Origin of the sequence: Streptomyces sp. NBC_00370 (assembly GCF_036084755.1) — a bacterium.
Lineage (GTDB): Bacteria > Actinomycetota > Actinomycetes > Streptomycetales > Streptomycetaceae > Streptomyces.
The window spans coordinates 1,209,774-1,234,916 of the sequence record NZ_CP107968.1; the positions used below are offsets into that span (position 1 = coordinate 1,209,774).

21 protein-coding genes are annotated in these 25,143 nt (G+C 71.8%); 10 read left to right on the top strand and 11 right to left on the bottom strand.

Annotated elements, in window-relative coordinates; translation table 11 throughout:
• Positions 1 to 139 precede the first annotated feature (139 nt).
• Entirely contained in the window at positions 140 to 784 is a 645-nt protein-coding gene (locus OHS57_RS05255; RefSeq protein WP_041998063.1) for a TetR/AcrR family transcriptional regulator, read from the top strand.
• On the opposite strand, the gene OHS57_RS05260 is transcribed toward OHS57_RS05255, so the two are convergent.
• Positions 769 to 2,253: an LVIVD repeat-containing protein gene (locus tag OHS57_RS05260; RefSeq protein ID WP_328581177.1), complete on the bottom strand. Its 1,485-nt coding sequence runs from the start codon at positions 2,251 to 2,253 to the stop codon at positions 769 to 771. The genes OHS57_RS05255 and OHS57_RS05260 overlap by 16 nt on opposite strands.
• Before the next feature lie 196 nt (positions 2,254 to 2,449).
• On the opposite strand from OHS57_RS05260, the gene OHS57_RS05265 reads away from it, so the two are divergent.
• Positions 2,450 to 3,118, top strand: a complete 669-nt coding sequence (locus tag OHS57_RS05265) for a DUF305 domain-containing protein (protein ID WP_328585005.1) — start codon at positions 2,450 to 2,452, stop codon at positions 3,116 to 3,118.
• 10 nt (positions 3,119 to 3,128) lie between these two features.
• Here the strand turns inward: OHS57_RS05265 and OHS57_RS05270 are convergent, their stop codons facing one another.
• Entirely contained in the window at positions 3,129 to 3,899 is a 771-nt protein-coding gene (locus OHS57_RS05270; RefSeq protein WP_328581178.1) for a DUF6214 family protein, read from the bottom strand.
• A gap of 160 nt (positions 3,900 to 4,059) precedes the next feature.
• Here OHS57_RS05270 and OHS57_RS05275 point away from each other — a divergent pair, with 160 nt between their 5' ends.
• Positions 4,060 to 5,139 (top strand): NADH:flavin oxidoreductase/NADH oxidase, encoded by a 1,080-nt coding sequence (locus tag OHS57_RS05275; protein ID WP_328581179.1) that lies wholly within the window; start codon positions 4,060 to 4,062, stop codon positions 5,137 to 5,139.
• Positions 5,140 to 5,179: 40 nt separating this feature from the next.
• Here the strand turns inward: OHS57_RS05275 and OHS57_RS05280 are convergent, their stop codons facing one another.
• The 3 genes from OHS57_RS05280 to OHS57_RS05290 form a co-directional block, all read right to left on the bottom strand.
• Positions 5,180 to 5,947 (bottom strand): hypothetical protein, encoded by a 768-nt coding sequence (locus OHS57_RS05280; protein WP_328581180.1) that lies wholly within the window; start codon positions 5,945 to 5,947, stop codon positions 5,180 to 5,182.
• Positions 5,944 to 6,483: a SigE family RNA polymerase sigma factor gene (locus OHS57_RS05285; protein ID WP_328581181.1), complete on the bottom strand. Its 540-nt coding sequence runs from the start codon at positions 6,481 to 6,483 to the stop codon at positions 5,944 to 5,946. Before OHS57_RS05285 ends, OHS57_RS05280 begins: the two co-directional genes overlap by 4 nt.
• A 79-nt stretch (positions 6,484 to 6,562) precedes the next feature.
• Entirely contained in the window at positions 6,563 to 7,240 is a 678-nt protein-coding gene (locus tag OHS57_RS05290; protein WP_041998053.1) for a uracil-DNA glycosylase, read from the bottom strand.
• Positions 7,241 to 7,375: 135 nt separating this feature from the next.
• Here OHS57_RS05290 and OHS57_RS05295 point away from each other — a divergent pair, with 135 nt between their 5' ends.
• Together OHS57_RS05295 and OHS57_RS05300 are read left to right on the top strand one after the other, a co-directional pair.
• Complete coding sequence (locus OHS57_RS05295) at positions 7,376 to 8,377, top strand: N-acetylglucosamine kinase (RefSeq protein ID WP_328581182.1); 1,002 nt, start codon at positions 7,376 to 7,378, stop codon at positions 8,375 to 8,377.
• A gap of 112 nt (positions 8,378 to 8,489) precedes the next feature.
• Entirely contained in the window at positions 8,490 to 9,419 is a 930-nt protein-coding gene (locus OHS57_RS05300) for a sirohydrochlorin chelatase (RefSeq protein WP_328581183.1), read from the top strand.
• 44 nt (positions 9,420 to 9,463) lie between these two features.
• Here the strand turns inward: OHS57_RS05300 and OHS57_RS05305 are convergent, their stop codons facing one another.
• Positions 9,464 to 10,513, bottom strand: a complete 1,050-nt coding sequence (locus tag OHS57_RS05305; protein ID WP_328581184.1) for a lactonase family protein — start codon at positions 10,511 to 10,513, stop codon at positions 9,464 to 9,466.
• Positions 10,514 to 10,611: 98 nt separating this feature from the next.
• Here OHS57_RS05305 and OHS57_RS05310 point away from each other — a divergent pair, with 98 nt between their 5' ends.
• A complete protein-coding gene (locus OHS57_RS05310) occupies positions 10,612 to 11,313 on the top strand; it encodes an HAD family hydrolase (RefSeq protein ID WP_328581185.1) in 702 nt (233 codons plus the stop codon).
• A gap of 55 nt (positions 11,314 to 11,368) precedes the next feature.
• Here OHS57_RS05310 and OHS57_RS05315 read toward each other — a convergent pair whose 3' ends face one another.
• Both OHS57_RS05315 and OHS57_RS05320 read right to left on the bottom strand, forming a co-directional pair.
• Positions 11,369 to 13,588 carry an NADP-dependent isocitrate dehydrogenase gene (locus OHS57_RS05315; protein WP_042000277.1) on the bottom strand — a complete coding sequence of 740 codons (2,220 nt, stop codon included), beginning with the start codon at positions 13,586 to 13,588 and terminating at the stop codon, positions 11,369 to 11,371.
• 166 nt (positions 13,589 to 13,754) lie between these two features.
• Entirely contained in the window at positions 13,755 to 16,883 is a 3,129-nt protein-coding gene (locus OHS57_RS05320; RefSeq protein ID WP_328581186.1) for a GH92 family glycosyl hydrolase, read from the bottom strand.
• 220 nt (positions 16,884 to 17,103) lie between these two features.
• Here OHS57_RS05320 and OHS57_RS05325 point away from each other — a divergent pair, with 220 nt between their 5' ends.
• Positions 17,104 to 18,390 (top strand): geranylgeranyl reductase family protein, encoded by a 1,287-nt coding sequence (locus OHS57_RS05325; RefSeq protein ID WP_041998044.1) that lies wholly within the window; start codon positions 17,104 to 17,106, stop codon positions 18,388 to 18,390.
• 8 nt (positions 18,391 to 18,398) lie between these two features.
• Here OHS57_RS05325 and OHS57_RS05330 read toward each other — a convergent pair whose 3' ends face one another.
• A complete protein-coding gene (locus OHS57_RS05330; RefSeq protein WP_328581187.1) occupies positions 18,399 to 19,325 on the bottom strand; it encodes an oxygenase MpaB family protein in 927 nt (308 codons plus the stop codon).
• A 103-nt stretch (positions 19,326 to 19,428) separates the two neighbouring features.
• Between OHS57_RS05330 and OHS57_RS05335 the strand changes: the two genes are divergently transcribed.
• Positions 19,429 to 21,192, top strand: a complete 1,764-nt coding sequence (locus OHS57_RS05335; protein WP_328581188.1) for an MOSC and FAD-binding oxidoreductase domain-containing protein — start codon at positions 19,429 to 19,431, stop codon at positions 21,190 to 21,192.
• 49 nt (positions 21,193 to 21,241) lie between these two features.
• On the opposite strand, the gene OHS57_RS05340 is transcribed toward OHS57_RS05335, so the two are convergent.
• Complete coding sequence (locus tag OHS57_RS05340) at positions 21,242 to 21,838, bottom strand: GNAT family N-acetyltransferase (RefSeq protein ID WP_041998042.1); 597 nt, start codon at positions 21,836 to 21,838, stop codon at positions 21,242 to 21,244.
• 204 nt (positions 21,839 to 22,042) lie between these two features.
• Here OHS57_RS05340 and OHS57_RS05345 point away from each other — a divergent pair, with 204 nt between their 5' ends.
• Entirely contained in the window at positions 22,043 to 22,513 is a 471-nt protein-coding gene (locus tag OHS57_RS05345) for a cation:proton antiporter regulatory subunit (RefSeq protein ID WP_041998041.1), read from the top strand.
• Between the two features lie 2 nt (positions 22,514 to 22,515).
• Positions 22,516 to 23,841 (top strand): cation:proton antiporter, encoded by a 1,326-nt coding sequence (locus tag OHS57_RS05350; RefSeq protein WP_328581189.1) that lies wholly within the window; start codon positions 22,516 to 22,518, stop codon positions 23,839 to 23,841.
• Between the two features lie 30 nt (positions 23,842 to 23,871).
• Here the strand turns inward: OHS57_RS05350 and OHS57_RS05355 are convergent, their stop codons facing one another.
• A complete protein-coding gene (locus OHS57_RS05355; RefSeq protein WP_328581190.1) occupies positions 23,872 to 24,945 on the bottom strand; it encodes a PucR family transcriptional regulator in 1,074 nt (357 codons plus the stop codon).
• Positions 24,946 to 25,143 lie beyond the last annotated feature (198 nt).

Here is a 25,143-nt window from a genome sequence, read left to right on the forward strand (position 1 = left end):
GCAGCCGGAAGCCGTCCGTCTTGGACGATCCCCCGCGTCGCCCAAGACAGACGGCAGCCCTGCTGACCAGGCCCGGAAGGGGCTGTGGCAGGACACGCTGAGTATACTGACTTAGAGCCAGTCAACGCAGGAGTAAAGCATGTCCCCGCGGAGCGCATCGGTCAATGAGGAGCTCCGTCGGCGTTCCCGCGAGCGGTTGTTGCAGGCCACGGTCGAGCTTGTCGCCGAGCGGGGTTACGAGGCGACGACGCTCGCCGACATCGCCGACCGCGCCGGATCGGCGCGCGGCCTCGTCTCGTACTACTTTCCCGGCAAGCGGCAGCTGCTCCAGTCGGCCGTGCACCGGCTGATGCACCGCACGCTGCGGGCCGGACTCGACCGCGAGCCGCGCACCGAGGACGGCGCCGAGCTGATGGCGCGGGCGATCGACTCGATCATCGGGCTCGTGGTGGACAGCCCCGTACTGATGCGCACGCACATGGCGGGGATCCTGCAGGCCGAGGGGTTCGTCCAGTGCCCCGAGCAGCAGCGTCTCGCCGAGCTGCTGCGGGACACCGTCGAGCGGTACGGGTCGCCGGACCCCGACCGCGACTACCCGCTGCTGCGCGCCCAGTTGATGGGTACGGTCTTCGCCGCGCTGATGCCGGGGGCGCCGATGCCGCTGGCGCCGCTGCGCGCCGAGCTGTTCAGGCGCTACGGCCTCGACTGGGAACTGGGCGTTCCGCCGGGCGACGAGCCGCCCGGCGGAACGGATCAGAGCACGGTCCCTCAGCGGCCGAAGTAGTCGGGCTGGGTCTGGACGTTGAGGCCGTCCATCCGTACCCGCTTCGCCGGATCGGTCCTGCGGTCGTCGAGCTTCAGCACGTCGAAGCCCTTGGCGATGTCGTTGGAGAAGATGTAGCCGTTGTAGTAGTACGCCGACCAGGAGCCGCCCACCGACAGGGTCTCGGTCGAGATCGGGCCGCGCTCGAAGTAGCCGATCTCCTTCGGCTTGGCGGAGTTGGTGAAGTCCCAGACGGAGACGCCGCCCTGGTACCAGGCCTGGACCATGATGTCGCGGCCCTTGACCGGGATCAGCGAGCCGTTGTGCGCGACGCAGTTCTCGGTGTCGGCCTGGTGCCGGGGGATCTTGTAGTAGCTGCGGAAGACCAGCTTGCGGTGGTCGCCCCTGCCGGTGATGTCGTAGATGCCGTCGGCGCCCCGGTCGGGACCCACCTCGGCGTTGCAGGTGGCGGCGCCACCGCCGCCCAGCTCGTCGGTGAAGACGACCTTGTCCGCCTTCTGGTTGAAGGTCGCCGAGTGCCAGAAGGCGAAGTTGACGTTGTCCTGGACCCGGTCGATGACCTTGGGGCGCTCCGGGTTCTTGATGTCGAAGAGGATGCCGTCACCCATGCAGGCGCCGGCGGCCAGGTCCTTCGACGGCAGCACGGTGATGTCGTGGCAGCCGGTGGTCTTGGAGACACCCGGGTTGTCGGGGGCGCCGGGGTTGCCGCCGTCGGGGAAGAGGACCGGGAAGTCCACGACCTTCGCCTGCTGGGGCGCCTTGCGCGGCACCTTGATGACGGAGATCCCGTCGTGCGGCGGCTGGCAGTCGGGGAAGGTGGCGTTCGGCGAGTACGACGAGACGTAGATGTACACGTCCTTGCGCTCCGGCACCAGCGTGTGGGTGTGCGAACCGCAGGCGGTCTCGACGGCGGCGACGTACTTGGGGTTGCGCTTGTCGCTGATGTCGAAGATCTTCATGCCCTCCCAGGACGACTTCTCGGTGGCCGGCTGCGAGGTGCTGGCGCAGGAGTTGTCGCTCCGTGACGAGTCGGTGGACAGGAAGAGCAGGTCACCGGAGACGGTGATGTCGTTCTGCGATCCCGGACACAGCACCTGGGCCACCGACTTGGGCGACTTCGGGTTGCGGATGTCGAAGATCCGGAAGCCGCTGTAGTTGCCGGCGAAGGCGTAGTCGCCCTGGAAGGCGAGGTCCGAGTTGAGGTCGGTCAGCGCGTCCTTGGGGATGTTGGTCAGGTGCTTGATGTTGGCGCTGTGGACGACTTCGTCGACAGCGGGTATCTCGCCGTTCTTGACGGCGGTAGCCGTCTCTGCGGCCTGCTCGGCGGAGATCGCCCGCCGGGCGGGGCCGTCGCCCGGGTCCGCGGCAGCCACGGGTCCGGCTGCCAGCAACGCGGCGAAGAGACCGGCCGTGGCGGCGGCCACGGCCAGACGTCTGCGCCGCGCGCGGATGAGGTGCAACGAGGTCACTGCGGTCCTCCTTGTATCCGTTCGGGGGGAACGGGTCGCGGATCACGGCAGTATGGACCTCATCATGTACATCTCAACAGACGGCAATAGAGACGTAATGAAAGTTTCCGATCATCGAAACGCGGAAGCGTCTTACTACGGTGGCCGGTCGCCCCGTGCCGATGGCCGGCCGCTCCATCTCCCCGAGGAGGCCGATGTGTTGATCCGTCGCAGAAGTCCGCGCCTACGCGGCTCGCTCGTCACGGTCTCGGCCGTCGTCGCGCTGCTCGCCCTGGGCGCCTGCGACTCGGCGGACGGCGGCACCGCGAAGACACACAACGCCGCAGGTGGCAGCGGATCCGGCGTGGTGGCGCCGGGCCGTCCCGGCGAGCCGGCCAAGACCCTGACGCCCGAGGAGGCGGTACGGGCGGCCCCGGACAACACCCCCAATTCGGCCGATGTGAGCTATGCCCGGATGATGATCGTCCATCACGGACAGGCGCTGGAGATGACCAGGCTGGCGACCGGGCGCGCGGGTTCCACCCCGGTGAAACGGCTCGCGGCACGCATCACGGCGACCCAGCAGCCGGAGATCGAGGCAATGCGCGGGTGGCTGGAAAGCAATGGTGTGGCAAAGAGTCAGGAAGGTCACGACCATGGCGCGATGCCCGGAATGGCCACCCCCGAGCAGCTTGCCGAACTGCGCGCGGCCAAGGGGAAGGCGTTCGACGCACTCTTCGTGCAGCTGATGATCACGCATCACCAGGGGGCGATCACGATGGCCACCGAGGCGCTTTCCGAGGGCAACAACGTACAGATCGAGGAGATGGCGACCGACATCGTCGCCCAGCAGACCGTCGAGATGGACCGGATGCGGTCGTTCTGACGGCCGCCGCTCACCGGCGGTTGTGACGCGGCGACAGATGCCCCTCGTCGCGGGCGCCGGCGATCAGCCGGAGCGACTTGCGGCGGCTGAGACCGGTGGCCGCCATGACGGCGAGCACGGGATCCACCCCGTCGCGCTGGGCGGCGCGGTAGACCTCGGCGGCGCCCATCCGGCCGGCGGGCCCACGGGGCGGGGTGCTGCGGGCGCGGTGCCGGCCGGGCGGATCGGCCGGTTCGTCCACGGCCGGTTCCTCCAGGGCCGCGTCGACCGCGGCCGGTGCGTGCAGGGCCGGGTCCTCGGGCAGGGGCGCCTGCGGTACGGGCCGCACGGCGAGCGGCTCGACAGTGGGCGGCTCGACAGTGGGCGGCTCGACGGCCGGGATGTCCATGGCCGGGATCTCGACGGCGGGAACGTCGGCCGCCGGGATCTCCGTCGCGGGCAGCCACTCCGCCGGACGGTGCCGGTCGGCCACCACCTGCCACGCGTCCTGGAGGGGCGAGTCGATCACCCCGGCCAGCGCGGCGAAGTCCTCCAGCGTCAGCGGCGGATCGGCCTGCGCGTCCTCGATGGCCATGCGGCCGTCCCGTACCACCGCCAGTACGTCGACCCGGGCCCCGTCGGGAAAGGTCAGCCGGACGTCGACCCAGGGCGGCAGGATCTCGCGGCGCACCGCGCCGCCGTCCGGCTCCTGTCCGGCGCCGGTGACGGTGCCGTACCCCTGCACCTCCCACACCGGGCGGTCACGGGTCGCGGGCTCGTGGGGGCCATCGGCGGAAATCACGTTATGTTCCGACACATTCTCAACTTAATCAGGCAATCCGCTCCGACCGCCGTGACGCGCCGCCCGCCGCCCCAGTACGAGAATCATCGTAGTTTGACAGCCGCCTGACCACCGTAGGTACGGTGTGGGACGTATCCACCTGTTCCGATAGGAGCCTCCCGTGAGCGCACTGTTCGCCCCCTACACCCTGCGGTCCCTGACCCTGCCCAACCGGGTGTGGATGGCGCCCATGTGTCAGTACTCCGCCGAGGCCACGGGCCCGGCCGCCGGTGTGCCGCAGGACTGGCACTTCGCGCATCTCGCCGCTCGCGCCGTCGGTGGTACGGGTCTGATCATCACCGAGGCGACGGCTGTCAGCCCGGAGGGCCGGATCAGCCCGTTCGACCTCGGGATCTGGAACGACACCCAGGTCGAGGCGTTCAGCAGGATCAACCGCTTCCTCGCCTCGCAGGGCACACCGCGCGGCATCCAGCTCGCCCACGCGGGGCGCAAGGCGTCGACCGACAAGCCCTGGAACGGCGGCGGTCCGGTCGGCCCGGAGAACGACGGCTGGCAGCCGGTCGCGCCCAGCGCCGTACCGTTCGCCGAGGGACATCTGGTGCCCACCGAGCTGACGGTGGATCAGATCAGGGAGATCGTCGGGCAGTTCGGCGCCGCCGCCACACGGGCCGCGGCGGCCGGTTTCCAGGTCGCCGAGATCCACGGCGCGCACGGGTACCTCATCCACCAGTTCCTCTCCCCGCACAGCAACCACCGCACGGACGCCTACGGGGGTTCCTTCGAGAACCGGATCCGGTTCTCCGTCGAGGTCGTCGACGCCGTACGCGCCGCCTTCCCCGCCGACCTGCCGGTCTTCTTCCGGGTCTCGGCGACCGACTGGCTCGACGAGGGCGGCTGGACGGCCGACGACTCGGTGCGGCTGGCCGACCTGCTGGTCGACCACGGCGTCGACCTGTTCGACGTGTCCAGCGGCGGCAACGCCGCGGGGGTCCGTATCCCGCTCAAGCCCGGCTACCAGGTGCCGTTCGCCGCGCGGATCAAGGCCGAGACCCGGATGCCGGTGGCGGCGGTCGGCCTGATCACCGAGTCCGACCAGGCGGAGAAGATCGTCGCCAACGGCGAGGCCGACGCCGTCCTGCTGGCCAGGGAGCTGCTGCGCGACCCGAACTTCGCCCGTCGCGCCGCCGCCGACCTGGGCGCTTCCGTACCCACCCCTTCGCAGTATCTGCGGGCGTTCTGACCTGCGGACTTCTGGACCGGCTCCGGGGCTCCGGGGCCGGTCAGTACCGCGCATCCGCCGACGCGAAGGCGCGCCCTCGCGGCACCTCGGCCGCGAACCACAGCACCCCGTCACCGCCGACCGGCCGCAGGGCCGACCGCGGCAGCTCCGTGCTCGTGCCGTCGTCCCAGGTGCACACGACGCGCCGGGTGTCCGGCGACGCCTTGCCGACCACCACCCAGTCGGATCCCCGCGGTCCGAGCCGGGCGGGGCGGGCCTCCAGGCTCTGGCGCAGCCCCTTGCCGTCCGGGATCGGACCGTCGAGCGCGAACGAGTTCCGGCCGCCGATGTCGACGCGCACGAAGTACCACCCCGTGCCGATCAGCCCCCGGTCCCCCGCGCCACCGCGGTCCACGTCGAGGTATTCGCCGCCGTTCATGGCGTCCGCCAGCTGTGCCGCCTGCGCTGCGGTCTTCGGCGGGGCCCAGACATCAACGGTGATCTGCCACTGCTTGCCGTCCGTGCGCCCGGTCGCGAGCGTGGCGCGCAGCGGCAGCGGCGCCGGCTGACGCACCCCCTCCTGCGGCTGCTCCGCGACCTGGCTCTTCCTGTTCCCGTCCGTCAGAGCTCCGGTGGCCAGCGAGGCGCCGACCGAACCGGCGATCACCAGCGCCGTCGCCGCGGCGAGCGCCCTGCGCCTGGCCCTGCGGCGCCTGCCGCCCCGCACGATGGTCTGGACGGGCGGCGGGCCGATCTCCACCCCGGCCGCCGCGTCCGCCAGCAGGAGGGCGATACCCCTGGGTGCCGGCTCATGCTCTTCCCCGATCATGTCCGTCCGCCCTTCGTCATCATGTCCAGCAGTCCGGGCACGGCGCGCAGCTTCGCGATCCCCTTGGCCGCGTTGCTCTTGACCGTGCCGACGGAGCAGCCCATGGCACTGGCGGTCCGGGCCTCGCTCAGGTCTTCCCAGTAGCGCAGCACCACCGCCTCCCGCTGGCGCGGCGGCAGTTGGCTCAGCGCCGTCAGCAGATCGGAGCGGTCGTCGGCCTGCGCCATCCGGTCGTCGCGCTCGGGCAGTTCGTGCGGCAGACCGGTGTCGTCACCGGGCGCCAGGATCTCCTTGAGCTTTCTGCGGTGCTTGCGGGCATGCAGATTGATCATCACCCGCCGCACGTACGCGTCCGGATCGTCGGCAGCGGCGACCTTGTGCCAGACCAGGTAGATCCGCTCCAGGGACGACTGCACCAGGTCCTCGGCGGCGTACCGCTCCCCGGTCAGGAGGAACGCCGTCCGCATGAACCGCGTCCAGCGGCTGACGACGAAGCTCTGGAATTCGACGTCAGCCGTCGGCTCAGGTTTCCCCATGGACAACCTCCTTTTCCAAGGGGAGTCCATGGGGGCGCCGTTCCGTTGCCCCGCGCCCGGGATCCGCCACCTGGGCGGGTTACGGCAGGCGCCAGTCCACCGGCTGGGCGCCCTGCTTGATCAGGAGGTCGTTGGTGCGGCTGAAGGGCCGGGAGCCGAAGAAGCCGCGGTCGGCCGACATGGGGGAAGGGTGGGCCGACTCGATCGCCGGGTAGTCGCCGAGGAAGGGCCGCAGGTTGCGCGCGTCGCGTCCCCACAACACCGAGACCAGCGGTTTGCCGCGCGCCACCAGCGCGCGGATGGCCTGCTCGGTCACGTCCTCCCAGCCCTTGCCCCGGTGTGCGCCGGGCTTGCGGGGAGCCGTGGTCAGCGCCCTGTTGAGCAGCAGGACGCCTTGCCTGGTCCAGGGCGTCAGATCGCCGTTGGACGGCCGGTCGACACCGAGGTCGCCGTGCAGCTCACGGAAGATGTTCTCCAGGCTGCCGGGCAGGGAACGCACCTCTGGCGCCACGGAGAAGCTGAGCCCGACGGCCATGCCCGGTGTCGGGTAGGGGTCCTGACCCATCATCAGGACGCGCACCTCGTCGAAAGGCTGCTGGAAGGCGCGCAGTACGTTCGCGCCGGCCGGCAGATACGTACGCCCTGCCGCGACCTCCGCGCGCAGGAAGTCACCCATTTCGGCGACGCGTCCGGCCACGGGACGCAACGCGTCCGCCCATCCGGGCTCGACAAGCTCGTTCAACGGTAGTGCTGCCACGGCGATTCACTCTACTGGTGCAACGCGGGTGCTGCCGACTCCGCCCGGGAAGCCGTGAACGGGCGACCCAGCGGTCCGGGGCTCGGATAAGGTGCCGTCGTCACTCCCCCTCTCTCCCTGGAGCCGGTCGCCGTCGTGAGCTGGGTACTTGGCGTGGACTCGGGCGGCTCGGGGCTGCGGTTCGCGCTCGCCGAAACCGCCGCTTCGGCGCCGGACTCCGGTACCGGCGCCGTGCCGGAAGCTGCTGCGGTGACGGCGACAGCGGAGCCGGTGCGTACCGGCCCTTCGGGCATCGAAGCCCGTCATCTGCTGGGCCAGTTGCTGCCCGCCGTCGACACACTGCTGGCGCGGGTGGGCGCCGACACCGGTCTGTCGGCCGTCGCGATCGGCGCTGCCGGGATGGCGACGCTCGGTGACGAGTTGCGCGCGGAACTGCCCGCCGCCCTCGAACGGGCCCTGGGGGTACGCAGGCTGGCGCTCGCCGCCGACGCCGTCACGGCGTACGCGGGGGCGCTCGGGCAGCGGCCCGGCGCCGTCGTCGCCGGCGGTACCGGCATGATCGCGCTCGGTACGGATCTGACGGACTGGCGGCGCGCCGACGGCTGGGGGCATCTGCTCGGCGACTGCGGCGGCGGCGCCTGGATCGGCCGCGCCGGGCTGGAGGCCGCCATGCGCGCCCACGACGGGCGGCGCGGCGGTTCGGCTTTTCTGCTGTCCGCCCTGGAAGCGGTGTTCGGGCCCGCCGGCGACCTGCCGGGGCTGCTCTACCCGAGGACCGACCGGCCCGCGCTCCTCGCCTCGTTCGCGCCGGAGGTGGCGGCACGCGCGGCGGACGACCCGGTGGCCGCCGGGATCCTCGCGGCCGCGGCGCGGCAGATCGCCGAGGCCGCCGCGGCCGTGTGCCCGCCGGACGGGGACTGCGAAGTCGCTTTCACCGGTGGTCTGTTCAAGCTCGGTGAGCCGCTGCTCGGTCCGCTGCGAGCCGAGCTGGCCGGGCAACTGCCGCATGCCACCACCGTTCCGGCCGCCGGGGACCCGCTCAGCGGCGCGCTGGTCATCGCCGCCGCCCTCGCCGCCGGCACCCTCACGCTGCCGTCCCATCCCCGACTGCTGAGGGTCCTGACCGAACACCCCTGACAGAACGGGAGGGATGAGCGGAAAAACACCTAACGGACAAATACGGATGGGTAGCGCGCGTCTGCCCCCTCCCCGAACAGTCGCACCCACAAAACCAGTAGCATTCTGGGTCATGAGCACCCCCACTGGGCCCGCACCCGGCCTGCCTGTACGAATGCCGCGACCCCGCCAGTCGGGGCGCCACCGCCGCCCGGAGCCCGTGGCCGCGCCCGAAGGCGCGCCCACCCTGGTCCTCGCGGTTCCCGGCACACCCTCGGCCGCCGTCCGTGGTCTCGCCGAAGAGGTCGTCTCCATCGCCCGCTCCGAGCTGCCCGGCCTTGAGGCCAGGATCGGCTATCTGGAGGGCGACAGCGCCGACGACGCCGAGTTCCCCGCGCTGCACGTCGTCGTGGCGCGTACGGCCACGCAGCGTGTCGAACGCTACGAGCTGGCGAAGGCGGCCGGCCGTGAGGTCGCGGAGCCCGAGGGTCCGGCCGCTGTCGTGGTGCCGCTGCTCGCGGGTCCCGAAGGTGACCTGATCAGCCGGATAGAGCAGGCCGTCGCCGACAGCGGGGCGGGCGCCGAGCTGACCGACGTCCTCGGTCCGCACCCGCTGCTCGCCGAGGCGCTGCACGTCAGGCTCTCGGAGGTGGGTCTCGCCCGCGCCGACCGCGCACGGCTGTTCACGGTCACCACGGCGGCCGACGGCATCATCCTCGCCACGGTGGGGGGCGAGGAGGCGGTCGACACCGCGGGGATCACGGGGATGCTGCTGGCGGCCAGGCTCGCCGTACCGGTGATGGCAGCGGCGCTCGACGTGCCGGGCTCCGTCAGCTCCATCGCCGAGCAGCTGCGCGGCGCCGGTTCGAACCAGCTCGCGCTCGCGCCGTACCTGATCGGCCCCGAGCTGTCCGAGGGGCTGCTCGACGCCGCGCTCAAGGAGGCCGACTGCGCGGCAGCCGAACCGCTGGGCGCTTATCCGGCGATCGGCAAGCTCGTGCTGTCGAAGTACGCGACGGTACTGGGCATCGCCCAGCAGCCGCAGGGCTCCCCGGCGCTCTGAGCGGCGGCGCGGACCGCGGGTGTCCCGCGGTCCGCCGCTCGGCCTCAGCCGAAGATCACGCAGGAGGCGGCGGGGGCCTCGAAGGAGCCGGCGCGGGCCGGGATGCCGGTCACCGGGTCGATGTCGAACCAGGTCACGTCGCCGGAGTGCTCATTCGCGACGTACAGGCGGCGGCCGGTCGGGTCCAGCGTGAGATCGCGCGGCCAGCGGCCGCCGCAGCCGACCGTGGTGACCAGCTCGGCCTTCTCGTAGCTCTCGTCGAGCGCGAGTACGGCGATGCTGTCGTGGCCCCGGTTGGCGGCCCAGACGAACCGTCCGTCCCGCGAGACGGCCACCCCCGAGGCGAAGCTCTCCGACTGCTCGCCCGCGGGCAGCAGCGGCGCTTCGCCGAGCGGTTCGAGCCGCCCCGCGACCGCGTCCCAGCGGCAGACGGTGAGGGTCGGTTCGAGTTCGTTCAGCAGATACGCGTGGCCGCCCGCCGGATGGAAGGCGAGATGGCGCGGTCCTGACCCGGGGCGCAGCGGCGTCTCGCTGTGCGCGGTCAGCTCCCCCGTCCCGGGGTCGAGGGCGCAGACCCGCACCGAGTCGGTGCCGAGGTCGACGCTCACCACCCAGCGTCCGCCCGGATCGGCGAGCACCTGGTGGGCGTGGGGTTCGCGCTGCCGCTCGGGGTGGGGTCCCGCGCCTTCGTGCCGGAACACGGCGGACGGGGCCAGCAGTCCGCCGTCGGCGGCGACGGGCAGCACACTGACGCTGCCTGAGCCGTAGTTGGCCGTCAGCAGATGACCGCCGACCAGCGTGAGGTGGGTGGGGCCCGCCCCTTCGACCCGCACCCGCTGTCCCAGCGGCCGGAGCCCGCCGGTCCCTGCGAGCACCTCGAACGCCGCCGCGCCGCCGTCCTGCGTCTCGGAGACGGCGTAGAGCACGGACCCGTCCGGGGTGAGCGTGAGGAAGGACGGATCGGCCACCGCGTCGCTCGCGCCGCGTTCGGTGAGCGCACCGCTCCCGCCCGCCACGTCCACGGCGATGACGCCGCAGCCTCCCGCCGAGGTGAACGATCCGACGAAGGCCCGCCCGGCACTGCTGACGCTCACGGTGTGTCCCCTCTTCGACGCGACGATGCCCGGGCGACGGTAGCAGGGCGGACGGCGCCGACGAGCGGGCCGGTACCGGGGCTTGACATGCTGAGGGCATGAGCACTTCGGGCACGTCACAGCCTCCGGCGGTCATCTTCGATCTTGACGGGACACTCGTCGACAGCGAGCCGAACTACTACGAGGCGGGCCGTCGGCTGCTGGCCCGGCACGGGGTGCCTGACTTCAGCTGGGAGCAGCACAGCCGGTACATCGGGATCAGTACCCGCGAGACGCTGGAGGCGCTGCGCGCCGAGTACGGCATCGACGTACCGGTCGACGAGCTGCTGGCCGACAAGAACGAGCTGTATCTGGAGCTGGTGCGGAAGTCGACCGAGGTGTTCCCCGAGATGCAGGCGTTCGTGGAGCTGCTGCACGCGGCGGGTGCGCCGCTGGCGGTGGCGTCGGGTTCCTCCGGCGCCGCCATCGAGGCGGCGCTCGGCCGTACCGGTCTCGACCGGTACTTCGCGACGACGGTGTCGGCGGAGGAGGTCGCGCACGGCAAGCCGGCGCCCGACGTCTTCCTGGAGGCGGCGCGCCGGCTGGGCGCCGCGCCCGGCGCGTGTGTGGTGCTGGAGGACGCGGCGCCGGGTGTGGAGGCGGCGCACGCCGCGGGGATGCGCTGCGTCGCGGTCCCGTACGTGCCGGGCGCGGCGGCCGATCCCGCGTTCCGCACGGCCGGGCTGATCTTCCCCGGCGGTCAGGCCGAGTTCAGCGCGGCAGCCGCCTACCGGTGGGTCGTCGGGACCGAGGCAGGCTGAGAGCCCCGGTCCCGCCGGGGTGCGGGACCGGGGCTCTCACGCGCGCTCTGCCAGGTCAGCCGAGGGTGGCGATGGCCTGGTTGAACGTCGCCGAGGGGCGCATCACGGCGGACGCCTTGGCGTCGTCCGGACGGTAGTAGCTGCCGATGTCGGCGGGCTTGCCCTGGACGGCGATCAGCTCGTCCACGATCGTCTGCTCCTGGTCGCCCAGCGTCTTGGCCAGTGCGGCGAACGCCCCGGCGAGCTCGGCGTCCTCGGTCTGCGCCGCCAGCTCACGCGCCCAGTAGAGGGCCAGGTAGAAGTGGCTGCCACGGTTGTCGATGCCGCCGACCTTGCGGCTGGGCGACTTGTTCTCGTCCAGGAACGTGCCGGTCGCGCGGTCGAGCGTGTCGGCGAGGATCTGGGCGCGTGCGTTGCCCGTGCTCGTCGCGAGGTGCTCGAAGCTGACGGCGAGGGCCAGGAACTCGCCCAGGCTGTCCCAGCGGAGGTAGTTCTCCTTGACGAGCTGCTGGACGTGCTTGGGGGCCGAGCCGCCGGCGCCGGTCTCGAACAGTCCGCCGCCGTTGATGAGCGGGACGACCGAGAGCATCTTGGCGCTCGTGCCGAGCTCCAGGATCGGGAACAGGTCGGTCAGGTAGTCACGCAGCACGTTGCCGGTGACGGAGATGGTGTCCTCGCCCCTGCGGATGCGCTCCAGCGAGTACGCGATGGCGTCCTCGGGCTTGCGGATCTCGATGAGCAGCCCGTCCGTGTCGTGCTCCGGCAGGTACTTCTCGACCTTGGCGATGAGGTTCGCGTCGTGCGCGCGCCCCTCGTCCAGCCAGAACACCGCCGGGTTGCCGGTGGCGCGGGCGCGGGTGACGGCGAGCTTGACCCAGTCCTGGATCGGCACGTCCTTGGTCTGGCACATGCGCCACACGTCCCCGGCGCTCACCACGTGTTCGAGGACGACCTTGCCGGTGGCGTCGGTGACCCGCACCGTGCCGGTGGTGGGGATCTCGAAGGTCTTGTCGTGGCTGCCGTACTCCTCGGCGGCCTGCGCCATCAGACCGACGTTGGCGACCGAGCCCATCGTGGCGGGGTCGAAGGCGCCGTGGGCGCGGCAGTCGTCGATGGTGACCTGGTAGATGCCCGCGTAGCTGCTGTCGGGGATGACGGCGAGGGTGTCGGCCTCGTTGCCGTCCGGGCCCCACATGTGGCCCGAGGTGCGGATCATGGCCGGCATGGAGGCGTCGACGATGACGTCGCTCGGCACGTGCAGGTTGGTGATGCCGCGGTCCGAGTCGACCATCGCGAGGGCCGGGCCTTCGGCCAGCTCGGCGTCGAAGGACTCCTTGATCTTGGCACCGTCCGGCAGGGCCGCCAGGCCCTTGAGGATGCCGCCGAGGCCGTCGTTCGGGCTGAGGCCCGCGGCGGCGAGCGCCTGGCCGTGCTCGGCGAACGTCTTCGGGAAGAAGGCGCGTACCGCGTGGCCGAAGATGATCGGGTCGGAGACCTTCATCATGGTGGCCTTCAGGTGCACCGAGAACAGCACGTTCTCGGCCTTGGCGCGGGCGACCTGCGCGGTGAGGAACTCACGCAGCGCGGCGACCCGCATCACCGTCGCGTCCACGACCTCGCCCGCGAGTACGGGCACCGACTCGCGCAGCGTGGTGGTGCTGCCGTCGTCGCCGGCCAGCTCGATGCGCAGGGTGCCGTCCTCGGCGATGACCGTGGACTTCTCGGTGGAGCGGAAGTCGTCGCCGCTCATGTGCGCGACGTTGGTCTTCGACTCGGGTGTCCAGGCGCCCATGCGGTGCGGGTGCGCCTTGGCGTAGTTCTTGACGGACGCGGGGGCGCGGCGGTCGGAGTTGCCCTCGCGCAGCACCGGGTTGACGGCGCTGCCCTTGACCTTGTCGTAGCGCGCCCGTACGTCCTTGTCCTCGTCGGTCTTCGGGTCGTCCGGGTAGTCGGGCAGCGCGTAGCCCAGCTGCTGCAGCTCCGCGACGGCGGCCTTGAGCTGCGGGATCGAGGCCGAGATGTTCGGCAGCTTGATGATGTTCGCGCCGGGCGTCTTGGCCAGCTCGCCCAGCTCGGCGAGCGCGTCCTCGACCCGCTGGCCCTCTTCCAGGTACTCGGGGAAGCCGGCGATGATCCGCCCGGACAGCGAGATGTCGCGGCTCTCCACGGTGACCCCGGCCGTCGAGGCGTACGCCTCGACCACAGGCAAGAACGAATACGTCGCCAGGGCCGGGGCCTCGTCGGTTCGCGTATAGATGATGGTCGAGTCAGTCACCGGTACTCCGCTCCACGTCTGCGTCTGCGACATTGCTTGATATCAAGATATGCCGTCGGCGATCGGTGTCACGTAGTCGGGGGCGGGTCAAAGCCACGGGTGCGGGGTGCCAGGTGCCGGATGTCCGCGTGGACACCCGGCACCCGTGGCCGGTGAACGCGGTCGGTCAGTTGTCGGCGGGGCAGAGGTGGAGGGCGAGGACGTTGTCTCCGGAGACGGAGACATGGACGCTGCCGATGGTTCCCGTGTCGCCGTTGTTGGCGAGGCGGAAGTCGGTGCCGGCGTTCTCGCCGTTGTGGAACGCCGCGTCGTCCAGGGTGAACGTCGCGGTCTTCCAGGTGTCGGTGCCGGTCTTGGCGACCGGGGTCGCCTGCTGGTAGGCGTCGGTCGTGGAGTCGTACTGCATGCCCCAGCTGCCGGCGCCGTGGTCGTAGTACTCGATCGTCACGGTCGCCGTGTAGTGACCGCCGGGGACGATGGTGTTGTCGACGTCGAAGTACTGGAACGGTGAGCCGTCCGTGGTGGAGCGGCCCTCCCGGCCGCCCACGGTGACCGGCGTGGTGTGCCCGTCGCCGTTGTCGCGCAGCCGGAGCCCGCATTCGGTGTCGGTGGCGCCCAGGGTGTCGCAGGCGGTCGCGGCGCCGTCGGCGGCCGGTACGGTCACCACGACGGCGCCGCCGGGCAGGGTCGTGCCCGCTGCCGTACGGAAGGTCACCTTGACCGGGTGGTAGCCGGACGGGGTGTCCTCGGCGACCTTGATCGTGACCGGTACGTGGGCGGTCGGCGCGCGGCCGAGGTCCAGCGTGCCGGACGACGGGCTGACGGTGACGCCCGCGACATCGGAGGCCGCCGTCCAGCGGACCTTGCCCGCGTGCCCGGCGAGCGTGGCGGCGCCGACGGTGGCCGGCAGGCTCGTACCGCCGGGGGTCACCTGGGTGCCGGTCGGGGTGAGGTAGCCGACGGCCGGGACCTCACCGGTCCGGTACGACGGCGGCGCGGCCTTCGCGCCGGTGGCCCAGTGGGTGTCGGGCCGGGTGGAGAGGCTGAAGTCGAGGTCGCCACCGCGCGTCGCGAACGAGGCGGGCAGGGCGGTCGACTCGAACTGCCTGCCGTTCAGCCGCATGTCGGTGATGTAGGGCGCGTCGTCGGCCGCGGCCGGGGCGTCGATGGTGATCTTCTTGCCGGTGCCCAGGCTGATCACGGCCCGCTTGAACAGGGGGCTGTTGAGCGCGAGGGTCGGGGTGCCGGGGGTCGCCGGCATCATGCCGAGCGCCGCCCACACGTACTCGGACGACAGCGCGCCGTTGTCGTCGTTGCCCGGCAGACCGTCGGGCTCCGTCGTGAACAGCTCGGTCTCGAAGCGCCGGGTGACCTCCTGGGTCTTCCACGGCTGGCCGACGTAGTCGTACGCCCAGGGCGCCGTGGTGTCGATCTCGTTGCCCGCCCAGTCGTACGGCTCGTTGCCGCCGGCGTTGAGCTTGCCGAAGAACTCGTCCAGGCGCGGGATCACCTTGTCCTTGCCGCCCATCGCGGCCACCAGGCCCGCCATGTCCTGCTGGACGGACCAGTTGTACTGGGCGGCGTTGCCCTCGTCGTAGCCGTCCTGGCCGAAGGCACCGGCCGGCGGTGTCTGGAAGCCGGGTCCCGCCGGGAACGCGCCGTTGTCGTCGCGCGGGCGCAGATAGCCGGTTGCCGGGTCGTAGATGTTCTGCCAGTTGTTGCCGCGCTTCGCGTACTCGGCCTGCGTCCTGTGATCGCCGACGGAGGCGGCGAGCTGGGAGATGGCGAAGTCGTCGGTGGCCCATTCCAGGGTCTCCGAGGCGCCCTGGAGACCGTGGTCCCCTTGCGAGTCGGCGTTGTTGGGCGCGTAGCCGAGGCGTACGTAGTCCTCGACGCCGGGCCGCTCGACCCAGCCCCAGCCGACACTCTCCGAGCGCGTCGCGCCCTTCTTCATGATGGGCAGCGCGTCACGGACGTTGACACCGCGGGCGCCGAACGCCACGTACTGGGCGAACAGCGGTACGCCGTTGTCGCCGTTCATCACGTTGCCCGTCATGTTCTGCGAGGGCCACTTCGGCCACCAGCCGCCCTGCTGCTGGGCGTCGCGCAGCAGCGAGTTGGCCATGTCGCCGGTCCGCTGCGGGTAGAGCATCGTCTGCAGCGGCGCGTGCGAGCGGTAGATGTCCCAGTCGGAGAAGTGCGCGTACTGGGTGTGCCCCTTCGGCACCCGGTGGATCACGTTGTCGAAGCCGATGTAGCGGCCGTCCACGTCGTTGAAGACGCTCGGCGACTGCAGCGAGCGGTACAACGAGGTGTAGAAGGTGGTCAGTTCGTCGGGCTTGGCACCGCCCACGTCGACCTTCAGCAGCGCGTCACGCCAGGCGGCGCGGGTCTTGGCCTGCACCCGTCCGACGTCCCAGCCGGGTATCTCGGACGCCAGGTTCTTCGCCGCGCCCGCCGTACTCACGTACGACATACCGACCTTGGCGGTCACGGACGCGTCGCCGGACGTGTCGAAGGTCAGGTAAGCGCCGGAGCCCGGCCCTGTGGCGCCGGAGGAACCCGGCGTGACCTTGCCGTCCTGCCAGGTGCCGTGCGCGGTGAACGGGCGGTCGAAGGTGATGTCGAAGTACATCGTGTACTTGCTGTTGTTGCACAGCCCGTGCGGGGTGGTGGTGCCCGACAGCTCGTGGTCGTTGACCACCCGCACGTCGGCCGCCAGGTCGCCGCCGAGGCTGGTGCCCGACTTGACCAGCACCTGCGCCTGACTGCCCGCCGGGTAGCGGAAGGAGGCGATACCGGTCCGCTCGGTGGCGCCCAACTGCGCCCGCACCTTCGAATCGGCCAGCTCGACGGCGTACGAACCGGCCGCCGCGTGCTCGTCGTCGTGCGAGAAGTGCTCGGTCCTGGCAGCGGGGTTGTCCCCGACCGCTCCGGTGACCGGCAGGATCGGGATGTCGCCGAACGAGGAGCAGCCGCCGGAGAAGTGGTCGAGGCTGAAGCCCTTGATCTGGTCGTCGTCGTACGAGTAACCGGTGGGCCCCGACGTGGTGTCGGGGCTGAACTGCATCATCCCGAACGGCGCCGTCACCCCGGGGAAGGTGTTCTCCCAGTCGACGCCCTTCCGGGTACCGATCATCGGGTCGACGTAATCCGTCGGGTCCGACACCAGTTTGACGTGTTCCGCCCGCGCCGGGGAGTCGGCGACCGCCGCCGTGGGGGCGGCCGTCGCGCAGGCCGCCAGCACCACCGCCGCGATTCCGAGTCTGCTCCATCTGCCGCTTGGTCGATGCACCGTGGAGACCTTCCTCTGCCCGCCTGCCGCCTCGTCCGGCGCGCCTGCCGCGTGCCGCGAAACGCTTTCGTGACATCGTTGTCACATTCAGCGGCAGTCTCGTCCCGTCGTGATCGTCCGTCAAGAACCCGGGTCGGGTGATGATGGAGCGGGCCGCCGGACCGAGCGCGGTGCGGGCCGTACCGAACGCGGCGCAGGCCGGACCGGAAGGGGATTCCCGATGCGGGAGACGAAGTCGGGCGAAGACGCCCAGGTGATAGTGGTGGGCGCGGGCCCTGCGGGCTCGTCCGCCGCCTTCCACCTCGCCGAGGCGGGCGTGGACGTCCTGCTGCTGGAGAAGGCCGACTTCCCCCGGGAGAAGGTGTGCGGTGACGGACTGACACCGCGCGCGGTGCACCAGCTCGTCAGGATGGGCATCGACATCGAGGCGCCGGGGTGGATGCGCTCGCGCGGGATGCGCTGGGTGGCGGGTGAGCGCCAGGTGCACATCGACTGGCCGGACCTCGGGCGCTATCCCAGCTTCGGACTGTCCCGCAGCAGGCACGACTTCGACGACATCCTGGCGCGCCACGCGGTCGCCGCCGGGGCGCGGCTGCGTAACGGCGTGAAGGTGACGGCGCCGGTCACCGACCGGGCGGGACGCGTCACCGGCGTCACCGCCGTGTCGGGGTCGGGGGAACCGGTGGTCCACCGCGCGCCGATCGTCGTCGCCGCCGACGGGGCGTCAGCCAGGATCGCTCTCGCCATGGGGCTCGACCGGGACAAGGGCAAACTGATCGCGACGGCCGCGCGGCGCTACTACCGCAGCCCCGAGCGCTCCCAGGAGGAGTATCTGGAGCTCTGGGCCGATCTTCGCTTCCCCGGCGGTGAGCACTTCCTGCCCGGGTACGGCTGGATCTTCCCGATGGGCGACGGCCGCGTCAACGTGGGGCTCGGCGCTGTGCCGCACCGCACCCACGGCAGCGCCGACCTGCGGAAGGTACTGGACGAATGGCTCGCCCGTACCCCGGAGGAGTGGGGGCTGCGCGAGGAGAACGCCGAGGGTCCGGTGCGCAGCGCCGCGCTGCCGCTCGGCTTCAACCGGCACCCCCTGTACACCAACGGGCTGCTGCTGGTCGGGGATTCGGGCGGCATGATCAGCCCGTGGAACGGTGAGGGCATAGGCCAGGCCATGGAGGCCGGTGAGGTGGCGGCGGAGAAGGCGGCGCTCGCGCTGTCCCGGCCGGACGGGGCGGCGCGCGAGCGGGTGCTGCACAGCTACCCGGAGGAGATGAACCGCCGCCTGGGCCGCTACTACCGGCTGGGCAACGCGGCGGCCGATCTGGTCTTCAGCAGGTCCGGCTTCCAGCCGATCCTCAACCGCTACGTCATGGGCTCGCCGTTCCTGGTCAACACGCTGGCCCGGCTGCTGGCCAACCTCACCGACACCCCCTCGCGCGATGTGATCGACCATGTGCTGAACACGGCGGTCCGGCTGGTGCCCGCGCCCCGGGTACGGCGCGGCTGACGCGCGTTTCAGGAGTGGGCGGGGCCTTCGCCGGGTCGGTCGGGAGTCGGGGGGTCGGAATCGGGGCGGTCGGACGGGGGCCGGGCCATCGCCCAGCGGATCGTCCTGACCAGGCCGTGGCCCGCGACGCGTACGCCCGTCTCCTCGACGCCCGGCAGATACGGCAGCCTCAGCGGCCGGCGCGCCCACATGGGCAGCAGGGAGACCGCGTTGGCGGCGAGCACGGCGTACGGCGGGCGCACCGGCCACGGCAGCGGCGGGCTCAGCAGCAGGAAGCGCGCGGCGTCCCGCGCCTGCGGTGTGGCGCGCAACTCGGGCCGGTAGTCGGCCAGCCGCCGGGCCAGCTCGGCCTGGTCGCGCGGCGGGTCGACGGCGCCGAGCGCGGTCGCGACGCGTGCGGTGTCGGCGACGTACCCGTCGTACTCGTCGGAGGTCAACCGCTGCGAGCCGAACCGTTTGTGGGCGCGCAGGAAGCTGTCGACCTCGGCGATGTGCACCCAGGTCAGCAGATGCGGATCGGCCGCGTGGTACGGCTCACCGTCCGGTGTGCGTCCGCGTACCCGCTCGTGCACGTCCCGTACCCGGTCGACGGCGCGCTGCGCGTCGTCCGCCGTGCCGAACGTCGTCACGGCGAGGAAGGTGCTGGTGCGCTGGAGCCGCCCCCAGGGGTCGCCCCGGTAGCCGGAGTGGCCCGCGACCGCGGCCATCGCCAGCGGGTGCAGCGACTGCAGCAGCAGCGCCCTGAGCCCGCCGACGAACATGGAGGCGTCGCCGTGGACGGCACGTACGGGCCGGTCGGGACCGAACCACCGCTCCCCCGGAGCGTCGTGGAACCGGCTGCGGTTCGCCGGGCCTTCCGGTCCCGCGACCCGCTCGAACAGACTGCTGCCGATCCGCTCCCGCACCGCGGCCATGCCGGGTATGTACAGCTCCATCCCTCCAGTATCCGCCCGGTCCTGCCCGGCCGGACGGACGCGCGTCACCGCGGGAGACGTCCTAGGCTCGGAGAAGGGGCCGTCGAGGGGTGAGGTGGGCAGCGTGGCCAGGCTGGTATCCGTCAACGTCGGCCTCCCCCAGGACGTGACATGGCAGGGCAGGACGGTACACACGGGCATCTGGAAGACCCCGGTCACCGGGCCCCGGATGGTGCGCAGGCTGAACGTCGATGGGGACGGGCAGGGCGATCTGGCCGGGCACGGAGGTGAGATCCGGGCCGTCATGGTCTACCAGCTCGACTCCTACCGCCACTGGGAGCGGGAGTTGGGGCGCGACGACTTCACCCACGGGCAGTTCGGGGAGAACTTCACCGTGGAGGGGCTGCCCGACGACGAGGTGTGTGTCGGCGACCGGTACCGGATCGGGGACGCGCTCTTCGAGGTGACCCAGCCCCGGGTGACCTGCTACCGGGTGGGGATGCGGATGCGGGAGCCCCGTATGCCGTCCCTGCTGGTGTCGCACCGGCGGCCGGGCTTCTACCTCCGGGTCCTCACCGAGGGCGAGGTGGAGGCGGGACAGGAGATCGTCAAGGTCGCGGAGGGTCCTGGCGGGATGACCGTCGCCGAGGTCGACGGGCTGCTGTATCTGCCCGGCCACCCGCGCGAGCGGGTACGGCGGGCGCTGAGGATCGGGGCGCTCAGCCCCGGCTGGCGCGGCTCGTTCGAGACGATGCTGGCGGAGCCGGCCGGGAAGGGCGAGACGGCCGGGACGGACGGCACCACCGGCCCCGGTGGCGGTCCCGCGTGGCCGGGCTTCCGGCCGCTGACGGTGACCGGGATCGAGGAGGAGAGCCGCAGTGTGCTCTCCCTGTGGCTGGCCGCCGACGACGGCGCGCCGCTGCCCGCGGCCGCGCCCGGCCAGTATCTGACCGTACGCCTGGACGCGGGCCCGGAGGGACCGGCGCTGGTGCGCAGCTACTCCCTCTCCGGCCGCCCCGGCGCCGACCGGTATCGCATCAGCGTCAAGCAGGAGCCGCACGGCGCCGCCAGCACCCGGCTGCACACCCGGGTGCGGGTCGGCGACCGGCTCCTCTCGGCCGCGCCGCGCGGCGACTTCACCCTGGCGCCAGGACCCGGGCCGGTGGTCCTGGCCTCGGCGGGCGTGGGCGCGACTCCGCTGCTCGCGATGTTGCGCTCGCTCGCCGACACGGCGCCGGACCGGCGGGTCTGGTGGCTGCACGGCGCACGCGACGGCGCCGACCATGCCTTCGCCAGGGAGACCCGGCAGCTGCTCGAAGGGCTGCCCGGCAGCCGTACCGTCATCTGCTACAGCCACCCGCGTCCCGAGGACCTGCGGAACGGGGACGGCCACACCGAGGCCGGGCGGCTGACGTCCGCGCTGGTGGCCCGGCTGGGGCTGCCCGCCGAAGCCGACGCCTATCTGTGCGGTCCCACCGCCTTCATGGACGATCTGACCGGCGCGCTGACCGGAGCGGGCCTCGACCCCGACAGCATCCACACGGAGGTCTTCGGGGCAGGCCCGGCCCTCACCCCCGGCATCGCCCCGGCCGCCGCGCGCCCGCCGCACGCGCCCCAGGGCGACCCGGGGACGGGCCCGGCGGTGACCTTCGTCCGCAGCGGGCTCACGGTCCCCTGGAAACCGGAGTACGGCACGCTGCTGGAGCTGGCCGAGGCGTGCGACGTGCCGGTGCGCTGGTCGTGCCGTACCGGGGTGTGCCACACCTGCGTGACCGGCCTGCTGTCGGGTGAGGTCGGCTACGACCCCGAGCCGATCGAGCCGCCGGCCGAGGGCGACGCCCTGATCTGCTGCTCCCGTCCCCGCGAGGACACCGTCCTCGATCTGTGAGCGCCGGGCCCGGACACGCCTCCGCCGCCCCCGCCGTTTCCGCCGCGCGCTACGCCGGGGGCGGCGCCGTGAGGCCCGTGGTGTCCAGGTCGCCCTTGCGCAGCCGGTAGACCTGGAGTTGGAGTCCGTAGTACTTGTCGGTCTCGCCCACCCACTCCATGCCGACCCGGCGCGCCGTGGCGGCGCCGCGTTCGTTGCGGGGGCGGACCACGGCGAACAGCTCGTCGATCCCGGCGGGCGACTCGAACGCCTGGTGCGCGACGGCGTGGCCGGCCTCGGCCGCGTAGCCCTGCCCCCACATCTCCGGGGCCAACTGCCAGCCGATCTCCAGATCCCCGCCGTGCGGCGGCAGGGGCAGCAGCGCCACGCCGCCGATCAGTTCGCCGCTCTCGCGCAGTTCGACGGCCCACCGCCCCTGCGGTGTCTCCAGGGTGCCGGCCTCGGCGACCCACCGGTCGAGGAGCGCCCGCATGGCTGCCGCGTCGGGCACCCGTTCCATCGCGGGTGCGAGCCAGCGCGACACGTCGTCCGAGCCGTAGACGCGCAGCGCTCCTTCGATGTCGTCAGGGTGCCACGGGCGGAGGTTCAGCCGCGGACTGATGATCCGGGCCCCTTCGACGACCACGCGGTGAGTTCGCTCGACCATGTCCGCGACGATACGACAGAACCCCGGAGATCACCCCGCCGCGTCGGCCGCCCCGGCGCCCGCCGCGCTCCCCGACGAAACCGGATGATCACTTCGGGCATAAAGCCCGGCCACATGGTCGCTATAAGGTAATGGGTGAATAAAGAGATCACCAAGTGCGGCATGGCGCGACCCCGCCGTGCCGCACCGCTCGGGAGGAAAGCCATGGGAACCCGTCACACGTCGCTGCCCGGAGTCGGCGCGCAGTACGACTTCACCACCGAGTCCGGTCGGCACATCTCGGTGGTGGTGCACAACGACGGGCGACGGTTCCTCGGGTTCTACCAGCACGACGATCCCGACGCCTGCCAGCTCTCCGTACCGCTGACGCCCGAAGAGGCCACCGCGCTCGCGCACCTCATCGACCCCGCGCCCATCGACGCCGTACGCACCGACGGCATCGACCTGGTGACCGAGCACATACCGCTCGGCACCCGCTCCCCCTACGGCGGCCGGCTGCTCGGTGACACCCGGGCCAGGACCAGGACGGGCGCCTCCATCGTCGCCGTACTGCGGACGCACAGCGCGCATCCCTCGCCGGGCCCCGACTTCCGGCTGGCCATCGGGGACACGCTCGTCGCCGTGGGTACGCGCGAGGGCGTCGACGCCCTCTCCGACATCATCGCGGGGGGCTGACCGTGCACGACACGACCGCACTCCTGGTGGAGCTGGGCTCCGTCATCCTCGGACTCGGCATCATCGGCCGGTTCGCCGGGCGGATCGGGCTCTCGCCCATCCCGCTCTATCTGCTCGCCGGGCTCGCGTTCGGGCACGGCGGGCTGCTGCCCCTCGGCGCGAGTGAGGAGTTCACCGCCGTCGGCGCCGAGATCGGCGTGATCCTGCTGCTGCTCCTGCTCGGTCTCGAATACAGCGCCTCCGAACTCGTCACGAGCCTCAAGACGCAATACCCGTCCGGCGCCGTCGACTTCGTCCTGAACGCCACGCCGGGCGCCGTCGCGGCGCTGCTGCTCGGCTGGGGTCCGGTGGGCGCCGTCGCGCTCGCCGGGGTCACCTGGATCTCGTCGTCCGGAGTGATCGCCAAGGTGATGGCCGACCTGGGCCGGCTCGGCAACCGCGAAACGCCCGTCGTGCTCGGGGTCCTGGTCATCGAGGACCTGGCGATGGCCGTGTACCTCCCACTGCTCACCGCCATGCTCGCCGGGGTCGGTCTCGCGGGCGGCAGTGTGGCGCTGGTGATCGCGCTCGGCGCCGTGGGGCTCGTGCTCTACGTGGCGCTGCGGCACGGGCGGCTGATCAGCAGGGCGGTGTCGTCCGACAACCCGGAGATGCTGCTGCTCGTGGTCCTCGGGCTCACGGTCCTGGTCGCCGGTGTGGCCCAGCAGTTGCAGGTCTCGGCGGCCGTCGGGGCGTTCCTCGTCGGGATCGCGCTGTCCGGGGAGGTCGCCGAGGGCGCCCGCAAGCTGCTGACCCCGCTGCGCGACCTGTTCGCCGCGGTGTTCTTCGTGTTCTTCGGACTCTCCACCGACCCGGCGGCCATTCCGCCCGTCCTGCTGCCCGCGGCGCTGCTGGCGGTCGTCTCGGTGGTCACCAAGATCCTCACCGGCTGGTACGCGGCGCGGCGCGCCGGTATCGGCTCGCCGGGACGCTGGCGGGCCGGCGGCACGCTCGTGGCGCGCGGCGAGTTCTCGATCGTGATCGCGGGGCTCGCCGTCGCGACCGAGCCGCGCATCGGTCCCATCGCCACCGCGTACGTGCTGATCCTGGTCGTCCTCGGTCCGCTCACCGCCCGCTGGACGCAGCCGGCCGTCACCCGGATCCAGTCCCTGGTCGTCGGCAGACGGAACCGGGCTCCCGTACCGCCGGCCGACGCTTCCGGCACTCCCGGCACTCCCGGCACTCCCGAGGCTCCGGAAGCTCCGGAGCCGTCGATGCCGACGCACGACGACCTCACGCCCGAGCCCGCCGGACCACCCGCCGGACCTTCCGGCGAACCGCAGCGGTAGGCCGTCGCCCGGCGGGGCCCGCCCGGCGCGTCACAGCTCCTTGGCGGGCCAGTCCAGCAGCCGGGCGCCGATCACCGCCGTCTGGAGCGTGTAGCGGTGCATCGGGTCGGCCGGGTCGGAGCCGGTCAGCTGGTGCACCCGCTCCAGCCGGTACGTCAGCGCCCGTACGCTCAGCGCCAGCCGCCGCGCGGTCTCGGCCGCCACACAGCCGGCGTCGAAGTAGACGGCGAGGGTGTTCAGCAACGGCTCGGCGCCGCCCCTGGCCTCGCGGAGCGGGCCCAGCTCGCTGCGGACCAGATCGGCCATCGCCTGCCGGTCCCGGGTCAGGACCGGATACACCATCAGATCGGCGGAGCGCAGCACGGGATCGTCGATTCCCATCCGGCGCGCCAGGTCGAGGGCGTCCAGCGCTTCGTCGTACGAGTGGACGACGCCCCCCGGGCCTTTGTGCGCCCGGCCGATCGCGACCTGGCCGCCCTCCGTCGCCGCGTGGGACTGCTTGGCGAAGTAGGTCAGCACATCGGGCTGGCTGGCGGGCGCGATACACACCAGCCGTCCGTCCTTGGTCGTGAGCAGGATCTTCCGGCCGCTGAAGCGGGACAGCAGCGCCGCCTCGACGCTGCGGGGCACCGCGTCGGTCTCCGAGTACGCCTCGGGTCCGGCGGCCACGGCGACAGCGTGGGCGCGCGAGAGGCGCAGTCCGAAGCGGGTGGCGCGTTCGGCGAGCCGGCCCAGGTCACTGCGTCCGTAGAGCAGGTCGTCGATGAACTCACGCCGGGCCGCCTCCTCGCGGCGTACGGTCAGCCGCTGGGCGCGCTCGAAGCCTTCGGCGAAGGCGTCGACCGTCTGCTCGACGGCGGCCAGCACGGAATCGGCGGTCGCCGCCGGGTCGGCGACCGCCGCCTGCGGCCAGCAGGCCCGGGTCTCCGACAGATAGAGCCGCACCAGCGCACGCAGTTGGTGCCCGGCGTCGGCGGCCTCCCGGCCGAGCGCCCGGAACGTCTCCAACTCGTCGCGGGTAAGGCGGCGTCCGGCGGCTGCCACCTCGCGCAGAATAGGGACGTAGTCCCCCAGCAGTGCCTGGGGGATCTCCGGCTCCGGCACACGTACTCCTCGGGAATCAAGGGATCTCGACACTTCGTCAACGCGCGGAGACGGATGCCGGTGCCCGGCATCAAGAGCGCATAAAGATTGCCGGAATCCGGCAATGCGCCGAACCGCCCCCCGATGACACGATCAGTGCGGCAAAGCACGGGGGACGAACGGGGGGCAAGCGGGGGACACGGGGGAAACCGAGGGGGA